General features: G+C 41.5%; 12 protein-coding genes and 1 pseudogene. 10 read left to right on the forward strand and 3 right to left on the reverse strand.

Translation table 11 applies throughout. The annotated features are described in order from the left end of the window. Positions 1-25: 25 nt before the first annotated feature. A complete protein-coding gene (locus tag AC4PG5_RS06855; protein WP_492028213.1) occupies positions 26-778 on the reverse strand; it encodes a PP-loop family protein in 753 nt (250 codons plus the stop codon). Positions 779-915: 137 nt separating this feature from the next. On the opposite strand from AC4PG5_RS06855, the gene AC4PG5_RS06860 reads away from it, so the two are divergent. From AC4PG5_RS06860 to AC4PG5_RS06900, 9 genes and pseudogenes are all read left to right on the forward strand, one after another. Continuing rightward, positions 916-2,340, forward strand: coding sequence for a tetratricopeptide repeat protein (locus AC4PG5_RS06860; protein ID WP_492028214.1), 1,425 nt, complete (start codon positions 916-918; stop codon positions 2,338-2,340). An 8-nt stretch (positions 2,341-2,348) separates the two neighbouring features. Beyond that, positions 2,349-2,813 carry an NfeD family protein gene (locus tag AC4PG5_RS06865; RefSeq protein WP_492028215.1) on the forward strand — a complete coding sequence of 155 codons (465 nt, stop codon included), beginning with the start codon at positions 2,349-2,351 and terminating at the stop codon, positions 2,811-2,813. A 22-nt stretch (positions 2,814-2,835) separates the two neighbouring features. Then, complete coding sequence (gene floA, locus AC4PG5_RS06870; RefSeq protein ID WP_492028216.1) at positions 2,836-3,837, forward strand: flotillin-like protein FloA; 1,002 nt, start codon at positions 2,836-2,838, stop codon at positions 3,835-3,837. A 145-nt stretch (positions 3,838-3,982) separates the two neighbouring features. Beyond that, positions 3,983-4,861 carry a nucleoside phosphorylase gene (locus AC4PG5_RS06875; protein WP_492028217.1) on the forward strand — a complete coding sequence of 293 codons (879 nt, stop codon included), beginning with the start codon at positions 3,983-3,985 and terminating at the stop codon, positions 4,859-4,861. A gap of 227 nt (positions 4,862-5,088) precedes the next feature. Continuing rightward, positions 5,089-6,501, forward strand: a complete 1,413-nt coding sequence (gene mnmE, locus AC4PG5_RS06880) for a tRNA uridine-5-carboxymethylaminomethyl(34) synthesis GTPase MnmE (protein ID WP_492030709.1) — start codon at positions 5,089-5,091, stop codon at positions 6,499-6,501. 197 nt (positions 6,502-6,698) lie between these two features. After that, positions 6,699-6,809, forward strand: a pseudogene (locus tag AC4PG5_RS06885) (IS1595 family transposase); the annotation flags it as partial. Between the two features lie 331 nt (positions 6,810-7,140). After that, positions 7,141-8,277, forward strand: coding sequence for a Fic family protein (locus tag AC4PG5_RS06890; RefSeq protein ID WP_492028218.1), 1,137 nt, complete (start codon positions 7,141-7,143; stop codon positions 8,275-8,277). Positions 8,278-8,468: 191 nt separating this feature from the next. After that, the gene (locus AC4PG5_RS06895; protein ID WP_492028219.1) at positions 8,469-9,239 is read left to right on the forward strand and encodes a DUF3387 domain-containing protein; all 771 of its coding nucleotides are present in this window, start codon (positions 8,469-8,471) and stop codon (positions 9,237-9,239) included. A 170-nt stretch (positions 9,240-9,409) separates the two neighbouring features. Continuing rightward, positions 9,410-9,682 carry a DUF1294 domain-containing protein gene (locus tag AC4PG5_RS06900; protein ID WP_492028220.1) on the forward strand — a complete coding sequence of 91 codons (273 nt, stop codon included), beginning with the start codon at positions 9,410-9,412 and terminating at the stop codon, positions 9,680-9,682. A gap of 157 nt (positions 9,683-9,839) precedes the next feature. Here the strand turns inward: AC4PG5_RS06900 and AC4PG5_RS06905 are convergent, their stop codons facing one another. After that, positions 9,840-10,064 carry a hypothetical protein gene (locus AC4PG5_RS06905; RefSeq protein WP_492028221.1) on the reverse strand — a complete coding sequence of 75 codons (225 nt, stop codon included), beginning with the start codon at positions 10,062-10,064 and terminating at the stop codon, positions 9,840-9,842. Positions 10,065-10,443: 379 nt separating this feature from the next. Continuing rightward, complete coding sequence (recD2, locus tag AC4PG5_RS06910; protein ID WP_492028222.1) at positions 10,444-12,615, reverse strand: SF1B family DNA helicase RecD2; 2,172 nt, start codon at positions 12,613-12,615, stop codon at positions 10,444-10,446. A 265-nt stretch (positions 12,616-12,880) separates the two neighbouring features. Here recD2 and AC4PG5_RS06915 point away from each other — a divergent pair, with 265 nt between their 5' ends. Then, a complete protein-coding gene (locus AC4PG5_RS06915; protein ID WP_492028223.1) occupies positions 12,881-13,276 on the forward strand; it encodes a PH domain-containing protein in 396 nt (131 codons plus the stop codon). Positions 13,277-13,353 lie beyond the last annotated feature (77 nt).

Here is a 13,353-nt window from a genome sequence, read left to right on the forward strand (position 1 = left end):
GTTCATTATTCATCACTTCGTCAGTTTAATCTTTACGCACCACAGCAGGTAGAAACTCTTCTTGTATATTCGACATGCTATTCCACAAGCTATATCGCGCTTCGGGATTTAGACGTTCCAACTGCCGGAAGACCTCTTTTATGGCGCTACGATTAGACTCCGACTCAAAAGGACAATTCTTAACTTGTTTTCTATACTGATGAAGAGTAGCCAATTCAATAAGATCAGCTTCATGCACCAGACACATCGGTCGAATGATTTGCATCTCAAACTTCTTGATCGTCATCAACGGTGGCATCGTGCCAAAACTCCCCTGAAAGGTCTGATTCATTAAGAGGGTTTCAAGAATATCATCCATATGATGCCCAAGAGCAATCTTGTTACATCCATTCTCCTTAGCGACTGTAAATAAAGCCTTTCTTCGGTTCCATGAACAAAGGAAACAAGGCGACTTGCGGGTATCGGTCGAAGCATCAAACTCCGTTTCATACACGACCAATGGGATATCGTACGCCTCGCATTGTGCACGCAGGTAATCCAAATCACTACGATATGGGATGTTTTTCATAATCACATGAGCAGCCACCAATGAAAACTTCGGCACATGAATCTTCGAACGCTTCCCCAGCAACTCGACCAAGGCCAATGAATCCTTTCCACCAGATAGACCGATTAGAATTTTATCTCCATCGGCAATCAACCCATACTCGACTACCCCCTTACTAAACCTTTTCTCGATGCGACGCACCACTTTATCTTCTTCTGTAAATTTCCCCATAGCTTTAAAAAAAACGATTGCAAAAGTACGTCAAAAGACCGATTTAAAGAAGAATTAACATAATAGAATCACGAAAAAAAGGATAGTTTCTAATATTTTTGTAATTTTGAACAATAAGAAACAATAAGCAAGAATCTATGAAACGAAAATATATTTTATCACTATTTTGTCTACTATCTGTTGGCCTTTTTGCCCAAAATATAGAACAAGCAAAGGTTCTTTTAGATAAAGGAGAGTATGAAAAAGCGAAACCTATCTTTTTAAAACAGGTCAAATCGCAACCCAACAACGGTTTGTATAATCTCTGGTATGGCATCTGTTGTTTGAATACCAACGCGGCAGAAGAAGCGATCCCATACTTTGAAAAGGCAATCAAAAGACGTACGACAGGAGGAGAACTTTATCTGGCCCAAGCTTATCACGCAACCTACCGCTTCGAAGATGCGATCGGTTGTTATGAGGATTATATTGAAGCCTTAAGCAAACGTAAAAAATCGACTGAGGAAGCCGAAAAACTTCTAGATAAGAGTCGGTCAGACCTACGCATGCTTAAAGGTGTAGAAGACGTCTGCATCATCGACAGTTTTGTAGTCGATAAAAAAGACTTCTTAAGCACGTACAAGATTAGTGAGGAATCGGGAAAGTTGTTCACTTATAACGACTATTTCCAGAACACCGACGGAACACATCCGGGAACGGTTTACGAAACTGAAATTGGAAGTAAAGTTTATTACAGCGATAAAGGTAGAAAGAACTTTAACATCTATACTCAGACAAAATTACTTGACGAATGGAGTAAAGGAAAAGAACTACCGGAGAGCATAAACACTTCTGGGAATACAAATTATCCGTTCGTAATGACCGATGGAGTAACCATCTATTATGCTACCGATGGAGAAGGACTCGGGGGATACGATATTTATGTGACTAGATATAATACCAATACTGACACTTACCTCAATCCGGAAAATGTAGGAATGCCATTCAATTCTCCGTTCAATGACTATATGTATGTCATTGACGAGTACAACAATTTAGGCTGGTTCGCTTCCGATCGCTACCAACCGGAAGGAAAGGTTTGTGTTTATGTCTTTATCCCTAACTCTTCAAAACAAGTCTATAATTATGAATCGATGGAACTAAGTAAACTAATCCGTCTGGCTCAGATTCATTCATTAAAAGAAACGTGGAAAGACCCAAAAGAAGTTGCCCAAGCTAAAGCTCGATTGGAAGAAGTGCAAAAGGATAAACCTAAAAAAATGAATCAAAAAGAGTTTGAATTCATCATTGATGATCGTCAGACTTATACTCAGCAAGAAGATTTTCAATCGCCAAAAGCCCTGCAACTGTTTCTTCAATATCAGCAGTTGGACAAAGATTTACAACAACAAGAAGTTCGTTTGGAAGGCCAGCGCAATGCCTATAGCCAATCGAATAAAGCCGATAAAGCGAAACTAGCACCGGCGATATTAGATTTAGAGCAAAGAGTATTGCAAATGTCAAAAGAATTGACTACACTTGCAAAAAAGATACGTGACGCTGAAAAAAGTAAACTCAAATAACACCAATTATGGACATCCTTATTATTGCCGTACTCATTTTAGCAGCAGTGCTATTATTCCTCGTAGAGCTTTTTGTGATTCCAGGCATTAGTCTTGCCGGTGTTTCTGCCGGTATCTGCATCTTGTATGCCAATTATTACGCTTTCACCCATCTAGGTGTAGCCGGTGGATTTATTACACTAGGCATATCGGCAGTAGCCTGCATAGGATCTCTTGTTTTCTTTATACGATCGAAAACGCTCGACAAGCTAGCGCTGAAAAAAGAGATTAATTCGAAAGTCGACAATAGCGCTTCAAGAAGCATTCAGAAAGGCGACAAAGGAGTCAGTACAACTCGATTAGCACAAATAGGATACGCCGAGATCAATGGTCGTATCATTGAAGTCAAATCGATGAGTGGATTTATCGATGAAAAAACCCCTATTGTTGTTAACCGCATCACCGATGGTGTCATTCTAGTAGAAAAACAATAATACATATTTAAAACAAGCAATTATGGAAGAAACGCTTTATCTTACCTTTGGTTTGATTGTGGGAGGAATTATCATATTAGTCCTTCTATTTCACTATGTTCCATTTTTCTTATGGCTATCAGCCAAAGTTTCCGGAGTGAACATTTCATTAGTTCAACTCTTTCTGATGAGAATACGTAATGTCCCTCCTTATGTGATCGTCCCAGGCATGATCGAAGCACACAAAGCTGGTTTACAAACCATTACTCGCGACGAACTCGAAGCCCATTATCTGGCAGGTGGACACGTTGAGAAAGTAGTTCATGCCTTGGTATCAGCCTCTAAAGCGAATATCGAGTTATCATTCCAAATGGCAACAGCAATCGACTTGGCCGGTCGCGATGTTTTTGAAGCTGTTCAGATGTCTGTCAATCCTAAAGTGATCGACACTCCACCGGTAACAGCAGTTGCAAAAGACGGTATTCAGCTGATCGCTAAAGCTCGTGTCACCGTACGTGCCAGCATTCGTCAATTAGTTGGTGGAGCAGGTGAAGATACCATTTTGGCTCGTGTAGGCGAAGGTATCGTTTCATCTATCGGTTCATCTGAGAATCATAAGTCTGTACTTGAAAATCCGGATTCTATTTCCAAACTTGTTCTTCGCAAAGGATTGGATGCCGGTACAGCTTTTGAAATCTTATCCATTGATATTGCCGACATTGATATCGGCCGTAACATTGGAGCTGCCCTTCAAATGGATCAAGCCAATGCTGACAAGAATATCGCTCAAGCCAAAGCAGAGGAACGTCGTGCAATGGCTGTCGCAACCGAACAAGAAATGAAAGCAAAAGCTCAAGAAGCTCGCGCTAAAGTCATCGAAGCTGAAGCCGAAGTCCCTAAAGCGATGGCCGAAGCCTTTAGAAATGGCAATCTTGGCATTATGGATTATTATCGTATGAAAAACATTGAAGCAGATACTTCAATGCGTGAAACCATAGCAAAACCAGGAGCTAATGCTAACAACAACCAGCCTATAAGCAAATAAGCGGTTAAGCATCCGACCACTATAGCCGGGTTTCTGTGCCAACAGCCATTTCCTAATCAATAAAGGAGTGTTGTTTGCACAAAAATTCGGCTTTATTGTCTCCATCGGAGGCTAACGTATTTTTTAATTTAATGATTTAGTACGTATGAAGAAGTATTTTCCATCCTCAGAACTCATAATCAACGAAGACGGCTCTGTATTCCATCTTCATGTTAAACCCGAATGGCTAGCCGACAAAGTCATTTTAGTAGGCGATCCCGGGAGAGTTGCCCTTGTAGCTTCGCACTTCGATCAAAAAGAATGCGAAGTTGAAAGTCGGGAGTTCAAAACGATCACAGGAACTTATAAAGGGAAACGCATCACTGTTGTTTCTACAGGTATCGGCTGTGATAACATCGATATTGTAATGAACGAGCTTGACGCTCTAGCCAACATCGACTTCAACACGCGTGAAGAGAAAGAAAACTTTCGTCAGTTGGAGCTTGTTCGCATCGGCACTTGTGGAGGGTTACAACCTAATACACCCGTTGGTACCTTCATTTGCTCACAAAAATCGGTCGGTTTCGACGGTCTACTCAACTTCTATGCCGGCCGAAACAGCGTTTGCGACTTAGCTTTCGAGCGGGCTCTTCTCAATCACATGGGATGGTCGGGCAACTTATGCGCTCCAGCTCCCTACGTGATCGATGCTAATGAAGAACTGATCAACCGCATCGCACAAACCGACATGGTGCGTGGAGTAACAATAGCAGCCGGAGGATTTTTCGGTCCTCAAGGCCGCGAGTTACGTATTCCCCTAGCCGATCCAAAGCAAAATGAAAAAATTGAGTCGTTCGAATACCAAGGCTATAAAATCACCAACTTCGAAATGGAAAGCTCCGCCTTGGCAGGATTAAGCCGTCTAATGGGACATAAAGCCACAACAGTTTGTATGGTAATCGCCAACCGTCTCATCAAGGAAGCCAACACAGGGTATAAAAACACCATCGACACCCTGATTCAAACCGTTCTTGATCGTATTTAAGTCCTATACCCATGTTACATCTTTAAGATGAGCAAAGATTCTGATATAAGCCGTTTATGCCCTTTCATTGTAAGCATAAACGGCTTTACTCTTTTAAAGTGAGGACAAGTCTTTTCTCCTTTTTAATCCTTCCTCATCACAACATGAAACGTCTCTTCGATAAGACTCCTAAAATTTCCCCGAAAATAACTATCTTTGCAAACAAATCATCAAACAGACTAGTCATGATCAATCAAGATACGATCTGCGCCATTGCAACTGCACAAGGAGGCGCTATTGGAACCATACGAGTATCAGGAATAAAGGCCATTGAAATAACCGACCGCATATTTACCCCTGCGAAAGCCGGAAAAACGCTCGCACAACAATCGCCATACACCCTTACTTTCGGTCGTATCATCAAAGATGAAGAGATCATCGATGAAGTACTCGTCAGCCTATTTCGCGCCCCTCACTCCTATACCGGAGAAGACAGTACAGAAATCACCTGTCACGGTTCGGCCTATATCCTACAACAAGTCATGCAGCTTCTGATAGCAAATGGATGTCGGATGGCTCAACCCGGTGAATACACCCAACGCGCCTTTCTAAATGGGAAAATGGATTTGAGTCAAGCCGAAGCAGTGGCCGATCTCATCGCCTCTTCCTCAGCCGCTACCCATCGTTTGGCTATGAGTCAGATGCGTGGAGGGTTCTCGAAAGAGCTCGCAGACCTTCGAAGCAAACTCCTCAACTTCACCTCCATGATTGAGCTCGAACTCGATTTCAGTGAGGAAGATGTCGAATTTGCCGATCGCTCAGCCCTCGGACTATTAGCACACGATATCGAGAAAGTCATCGCTCGCTTAGTAGATTCCTTCAGCGTTGGTAACGCCATCAAAAATGGTGTGCCTGTGGCCATCATTGGAGAAACAAATGCCGGCAAATCGACCTTGCTCAATGCTTTACTCAATGAAGAAAAAGCGATTGTCAGCGATATTCACGGTACCACTCGCGATGTGATTGAAGATACCGTCAATATTGGGGGGATCACCTTCCGATTCATCGACACTGCAGGTATCCGCGAAACAACCGACACGATTGAAAGCCTCGGGATAGAACGCACTTTCCAGAAACTCGACCAAGCGGAAATTGTCTTATGGATGATCGACTCAACCGATGCCACTGCACAAATAGAGCAACTCTCGTCACAGATTCTTCCACGCTGCAAAGACAAGCATGTCATCTTTGTTTTCAACAAAACAGATTTGATCGACGAGACTCAACGCAAACAACTCGACCTCCTTTTAGCCTCATCAGTCTATCCTCTATTCCCCAAAGATCAGACCGATGCCGCATTTATTTCTGCCAAACAACGCGTACAAACAGAAGAGTTACAACAACAACTCGTTTCAGCCGCTCATTTACCATCCATCACGCAAAACGATATCATCGTGACTAATGTTCGTCATTACGAGGCTCTGACTAAAGCCTTAGATGCCATACAGCGCGTTCAAAACGGATTGACACAACAAATCTCGGGCGACTTCCTCAGTCAAGATATTCGCGAATGTATTTTCCATCTGAGCGATATTGCAGGAGAAGTGACAAACGACATGGTATTGCAAAATATATTCCACCATTTCTGCATCGGAAAATAACAGTCTATAAACAAACAAATATATAATCGTGTAGGAAATGAGGGATTAATTCCCTCATTGTCTTCACACACCACCACGCATGGGAGTGTAATTTAAACTCTGTCTGGTTTCTATTTCATTAAAATCTCAACAAATATAATTTTTGGTATAGGCGTTTAGATCGCTGTAATATTTAGAGAAATAGCTACATTTGTAGTATGGAAAAACGAGAAAGGTTTGAAGGTGTGAATTCGATAAAGTTCAATAGATATTTTCAAAGTGACGAAGATTGTTTTCGTTACTTATCTGAGACTAAATGGAATCCTGAGAGATGAAGGAGAATGGAGAATAATAAAAAAAGCACTTTGCTATAAGGCTCAATATCGTATGACAGATGATAAGATTCTAATTCCATATATAAGAATAAAAATACCTATCTCTTGTTTAACAAGGATTATTATTGGTCCATGTGCAAATTCGAGTGGTGTCGTTGAAAGGATAAAACAATTAGCAGAGATGAAAATAACCCATCCTATTGAAGTGTCATTATCACAAATACCATATCGTAATAGGTTATAAGAAAAATCGATGTTTGTACCATATTACAATAATTTATTTTTTAGATAAAACAGATAACAATAGGATATAATTTATAAAGCAATGGATATAGATTTTGAGTCATACATACGAAGTAGCGAGCCTGACAAACAGGCTAAAGCCACTGCTTGGAAAACAGCTATTGGCTTGCAAGCTGTTGATGGTCTTCAAACGTCAGACTATCTTAAAGATACTGCCGTAAAGCACATCGAGGGTGATATTAGCATTGAGGAGGTGAAGATGCTTATCAATAGCTATTATCAGTCGAAGACCATGCGTACTGCTACCGATGACGATACAGAAGAAGCAGATAAGGTATCAGCCAACATTGCTCGTATTCTAAACGAACAGTCGTTTGCTTTTTCTGTAACAGGCTTCACCTCTATTCATCGTCGTCTGTTTGAAGATGTATTCAAGTTTGCCGGTAAGATTCGAGACTACGACATTACAAAGAAAGAATGGATACTTCGTGGCGACACTGTGCTTTATGTGAATTCAGAAGACTTGCGCATGGCATTGGAATATGATTTGGAACAAGAAAAATCATTCTCATATAAGAATCTATCCATTAGCGAAGTTGTGGCTCATATTGCTAAATTCGTTTCGGGGATTTGGCAGATACATCCTTTTGGCGAGGGAAATACTCGCACAACTGCCGTTTTTACGATTAAGTATTTGCGGAGCATCGGCTTTGACGTAAACAACGACTTGTTTGCACAACACTCTTGGTATTTCCGCAATGCATTAGTTCGCGCAAACTATCGCAATGTGCGTAAAGGCATTGAACCTGATATGGGCTATCTTATTCGATTCTTTGAAAACCTGATGATGAATACCACTCATGAACTTAAAAATAGGTTTATGATAATAGATGCGCCAACAGAACTAGCTGAAAACCGAACAAGTACCGAACAAGTACCGAACAAGTCAACCACAGAAACCGAACAAGCTAATAACATAATAGGCACTGATAATAAAAATGTATTGGCATTGATTAAAGTTATTGGTAAAAAATCCTTGTCAGTCAAGGAAATGCTTGATGCTATTGGGCTTAAACACCGACCAACATTTATAGAAAACTATCTAAAGCTTGCATTAAGTAATGGTTTTGTGAGAATGCTATATCCGGAATCACCAAAGCACCCACGACAGAAATATTTGCTCACAGTGAAAGGGTTAGCTATTTACAACTCAAAATAAAGACACTATAAAAGTTAGTATAAATTCATCATAACACTATATCTGCATGAAATTACAAAGAATAACAATAAAAAATTTCAGAGGGTTAAAAGGAGATATCTGTAACCGACCTCAAAAAAGCCCTTTCGTTCTACTCTGATTCGGGTGGTAAAGGTGATCCGACACTACAACAAGATCAAGCGGTAGAGATTATGCTCGAAAAATTAGAGATAATCTCACAGATGTTTCACGGATTTGAATACGAGAATTATTTTGTAGCCGACACGTCGGGCAAACTCTCATGGATATTGCGTGCCGAAGATTTCATTTTGGATGTCGAGGATGGCAAGAAACGTTTCGTAAATGAAGTCACAGCACTTGGAAAAGCTTTTGCCATAGCCATTCCGCACGACAAGGCAATGGATGTAAAGGATGAAGTTTCATTCTTCCAAGCAGTGAAAGCACGACTATGTAAGTTCGACTCCACAGGCGATGGACGAATCGATGAAGAGATTGAAACTACCATCCGTCAAGTTATCGACCAAGCATTGGTTTCCGAGAAGGTGATTGACATCTTTGATGCTGCCGGAATTAAGAAACCTGATATTTCGATTCTATCTGAAGAGTTTTTAATGGAACTCAAAGGAATGGAGCATAAAAATATAGCGTTGGAGGTTTTGCGTAAGTTGTTGAGCGACGAGATAAAGGTGCGAGCTAAACGCAACTGTAATATGCAAATATATATTCGGCGTTTTTCGGAAAAATTGAATCAACAGTTTTATTCATGCCTCTTCAAAGCCTCATTCAAAGTTTATCCTTACGAGTTTGTCGTTTTAAAACAATACTCTTATCTTCGTATTGTATATGGGAGTATTCTTATTCCCAAACGCCAAAGGCGTGGTATAAAGCGAAAGATCGGTATACGTATCCTATCAATTATGGGTAATCAAAAACATGATATACCGGCTTATTCTATCTCTTAACTATGCTATGCATTTGCCAAATGAGCCTAATAAATTAACAAGAAATTAAGAAGATTTTCTAATTCTTTCCAATGTTTGAAAGATTGGAAAGATTAAGGAGATTAACAAGATTAACAAGATTAACAAGAATCATTATAAACCAGTTCAAACTAACATTCACTTTAGAATTTATGACATCCACTAAAATACTTCTGATCTATCTTTCGGCAATAACTTTGGTTACATTTTTCGTCTATGGCATAGACAAATACAAAGCGAGGAAAAGCAAATGGCGCATCCCGGAATCGACCCTCCTATGGATAGCTGTATTGGGCGGATCTGTTGGAGCATTAGTGGCCATGAAGGTTTGGCATCATAAGACGCTGCACCGAAAATTTAAATATGGAGTACCTGCTATTCTAATCATTCAAATCGTTTTCGCTCTTTTGATCTCTATGAATTAAAGCGTGATTTCTACTTCACACCAGAACAAATAAATACGATTTATCCCACACATCCCACACTAAAAACGCCCGAAAGTGTTTGTTCATGATGGTTTAGGCCGAGTGTGGGATAGCTTAAAAGAACGATTATCCCACACTAAATGGAGGTTATCCCACACTATCCCACACTATTCCACACGATCTCACACGATCCGATCAATTGACTTTCCAAAAATACCGGTTGGTCAATCATCAATGAAACAGTGCAACAAAATAAACTGCCAACGCCACCAATCGCTACCGAACTGAAAGTTGTTGCCATCAAACCGCCAGTTGTTGCTGACCAGCCAAGATTTCTTGAGCCTTCGAACGTGGGCTCTTCAGCCCTCGTTCGAGGGCTCATGGGTTTTCGTTCGAGGGCCGAAGAGCCCTGCTTCGAGGGCTCAAGAAATGAAGTGTTCGCAACAGTAAACCCAATCGCCATAATACATAAAAGGACCAAGAGTTCCTGTTAACGGCAAGGTCAAAACGAAATAACCTGATGTAAGATTGTGACTCACCCTGCAAAATCAGCCAAAATGAGATGTGGTAAGATCAATGAAGCACGATACAATCAATGAAGCACGATAAGATCAAAGGTGTAAGATAGTGTGGGATACCCCCCATTTAGTGTGGGATAAACGGTTCCAAAGGCTATCCCACACTTGACCTAAACCACCATAAACAAACACTTTCGCGCATTTTCAGTGTGGGTAGTGTGGGATAAAACACATTTATTTATTCTATGTAGAGGAAGAGGGATGATCTTGCTGAGCCGAAGTCACGCCCAACGACGGATTTAAACGTTCCTTGAGCTTCGTATTTCTTTTCAGCACCGACAGATTACGAATAGCGAACCCTAAAGCTTTAGAACTCCCGATGAGCACACAAATCTTCTTGGCACGAGTGATCCCCGTATAAATGAGGTTTCGCTGAAGCATCACATAATGGCTCATCAGCACAGGCATAACCACGATGGGATATTCCGATCCCTGCGACTTATGGATCGTGGTCGCATAAGCCAAGACGAGTTCATCCAACTCCGAGACCTCATACTCCACCAGTTTATCGTCAAAACGAGCCATCAATGTACGTTCCTCCAAGTCGACCTCTTCAACATACCCCAAGTCGCCATTGAACACCTCTTTCTCATAATTATTACGAACCTGCATCACCCGATCACCTTTTCGAAACGAATATCCTCCACGATTCAATCCCGTTTTAATGGGGTTTAAAGCCTCTTGTAAGGCCAAGTTCAAGCTGGATGCTCCCACATGACCTCGTTGCATGGGAGTAAGTACCTGTATCTTACTACTCGGGAGATGATAGGCTTGAGGCAAACGTTCTTTAACCAACCGGACGATATTCTCCGCCACCTGCACTTGATCCTCCATCTTAATAAAGAAGAAGTCCGTCTCTTTGCCATTACTCGTATCCGGGAATCTTCCGTTATTGATGGCGTGGGCACTCATCACAATACGACTCGATTGCGCTTGCCGGAAGATTCGGGTCAGCCGTACGACGGGAATTTGTTGCGAATCGATGATATCACGAAGCACATTCCCCGCCCCCACACTCGGCAACTGATCGATATCACCCACCAAGATCAGGCGCATATCGGTCGGAATAGCTTTCATCAAGTTATTCATCAAGATTAAATCGATCATCGAACACTCATCCACAATGAGCACATCTCCCTCCAAAGGATTCTCGTCGTTGCGCTTATAACCATCCATCGGATTGAACTCCAGCAGTCGATGAATGGTTTTTGCTTCCATGCCGGTAGCTTCACTCATGCGCTTTGCGGCTCGTCCCGTAGGAGCAGCCAGCAAGATGGACAGCCCGGCCGTTTTTAGCGTCGCAATGATGCCTTGCGTGGTGGTTGTCTTTCCGGTACCCGGTCCACCGGTCAGCACCATGACTTTCGACTCTACCGCTTGCTGTATAGCCGCAATCTGTATCTCGTCGTATTCCATGCCGGTGACTTTCGAAACCCCTTCAAGATCGAACGACAGACGATCGTTACGTTTCTCCTTAGCGTCCAACAACGCCCGCAGTCGGTTGGCCGTTCCACATTCCGCATAATAAAAAGGAGGCAGATAAATGGCTTCTCCGTCAAGAATCAGATCGTTAGCCCCAATCATCTGGTTCATCGCCTCACTCACCGATGATTCGTCGGCTTCAAGCAACTCCTTGGCAGACGTGAGCAACTGTTCCTCATCGGCATAGACATGTCCGTCATTCGAGAGCTGGCTCAACGTATAGAAGATGCCACTTCGACAGCGCCGTAAGTCATTCTTCTCGTATCCCATTTTAGCCGCAATGCCATCAGCCGTCTTGAACCCAATCCCCCAAATGTCGTCGGCCAAGCGATAAGGATTCTCCTTAACCTTGTCGATGCTATGTTTCCCATATTGCCGATAAATCTTCGCCGCATAAGCCGTGCTCACCCCGTAGCCTTGCAAAAACAACATGACATTCTTAATATCTTTCTGTTTCTCCCAACTCTCTCGGATCTTCTCAACCCGCTTCTGTCCGATACCGGACACTTCATGCAACCGATCGATATCGTTCTCAATGACCTCAATGGTTTCGAGTCCGAACTTTGCCACAATGAGTCGCGCATATTTAGGTCCGATACCTTTCACCAAACCACTCCCCAGATATTTTTCGATCCCATAGATCGTCGCCGGCATCACCTCCTCCCAAGAGTCGACCACAAACTGACTGCCATATTTCTTATCCACTTTCCAATCGCCTTCGCAAAGCAAAACACTCCCAACAGGTACATCGAGTAAATGCCCCACAATAGTCACCAGATCCTTATAACCTTTGACATTAACCTTTAGGATGGAATACCCGTTTTCGGCATTCTGATAAGTAATATGTTCGATGACACAACGAAGTTTTACCATGGTCGTACAATTCTAAAATAGAGATAAAATAGACTACCCATTCGATAACGGAACTAGTAGATACAGACAAAAGTATAAATTTTAGATCGAACACAGAATAAGGAGTTGTTTATTTACAACATTATAAAAGTATTTTGCAAAAAACTCACTCCGAGATAACCATCGTTATTTTAAGTATTATATTTGTAAGTCACCATAAAAAAGATTCGATAGAGTCATTCCCGATCGACTATGCAAAAACAAACGTACTAAATTCAACCTTAATATGTCAACTGTATATAGACGAAAAATCAACAAGCGTTTTTGGGGTATTTTCTTTGTTATAATATCCAGTATTTCCTTGACAGCCAGCTTCTACTTTTCGGTACAACCGACTTTCCTATTAAATCTTCTGCCCTTACTTTTGCTTTATTATAATTACAGTAAAGAAAGATATTACATTCAAGAAAATGGAACATTAAAAATAACGACTATTTGGCGTTCAAGAGTCATCCTATCAGGTATTTCAAAAGTCACTTATCGTCCGAATCATTGGACTGATCAAAAGATAAAGATCGACTATGCACAAGGATTCACACTGATTAATCCTGAACATCCCGAGCTTTTCATTTCCGATTTAAAAACCGTAAATAAAGAATTAATCGTTATAAAGAATCCATAAACAGGCCAAAAACAGGTTTGTGTCAATGGTTCTTTGTCCTCTGGCATTTTTTCTATAACTTGCTGCGATTTTTCAAT

It is taken from the genome of Bacteroides sp. QWL-09 (assembly GCF_058683585.1).

Bases quoted from the DNA above. Each gene is read 5' to 3' on its own strand.
- AC4PG5_RS06855 (WP_492028213.1), bottom strand. From the start codon at position 778: ATGGGGAAATTTACAGAAGAAGATAAAGTGGTGCGTCGCATCGAGAAA.
- AC4PG5_RS06860 (WP_492028214.1), top strand. From the start codon at position 916: ATGAAACGAAAATATATTTTATCACTATTTTGTCTACTATCTGTTGGC.
- AC4PG5_RS06865 (WP_492028215.1), top strand. From the start codon at position 2,349: ATGGACATCCTTATTATTGCCGTACTCATTTTAGCAGCAGTGCTATTA.
- floA (WP_492028216.1), top strand. From the start codon at position 2,836: ATGGAAGAAACGCTTTATCTTACCTTTGGTTTGATTGTGGGAGGAATT.
- AC4PG5_RS06875 (WP_492028217.1), top strand. From the start codon at position 3,983: ATGAAGAAGTATTTTCCATCCTCAGAACTCATAATCAACGAAGACGGC.
- AC4PG5_RS06890 (WP_492028218.1), top strand. From the start codon at position 7,141: ATGGATATAGATTTTGAGTCATACATACGAAGTAGCGAGCCTGACAAA.
- AC4PG5_RS06895 (WP_492028219.1), top strand. From the start codon at position 8,469: ATGCTCGAAAAATTAGAGATAATCTCACAGATGTTTCACGGATTTGAA.
- AC4PG5_RS06900 (WP_492028220.1), top strand. From the start codon at position 9,410: ATGACATCCACTAAAATACTTCTGATCTATCTTTCGGCAATAACTTTG.
- AC4PG5_RS06905 (WP_492028221.1), bottom strand. From the start codon at position 10,064: ATGAGCCCTCGAACGAGGGCTGAAGAGCCCACGTTCGAAGGCTCAAGA.
- recD2 (WP_492028222.1), bottom strand. From the start codon at position 12,615: ATGGTAAAACTTCGTTGTGTCATCGAACATATTACTTATCAGAATGCC.
- AC4PG5_RS06915 (WP_492028223.1), top strand. From the start codon at position 12,881: ATGTCAACTGTATATAGACGAAAAATCAACAAGCGTTTTTGGGGTATT.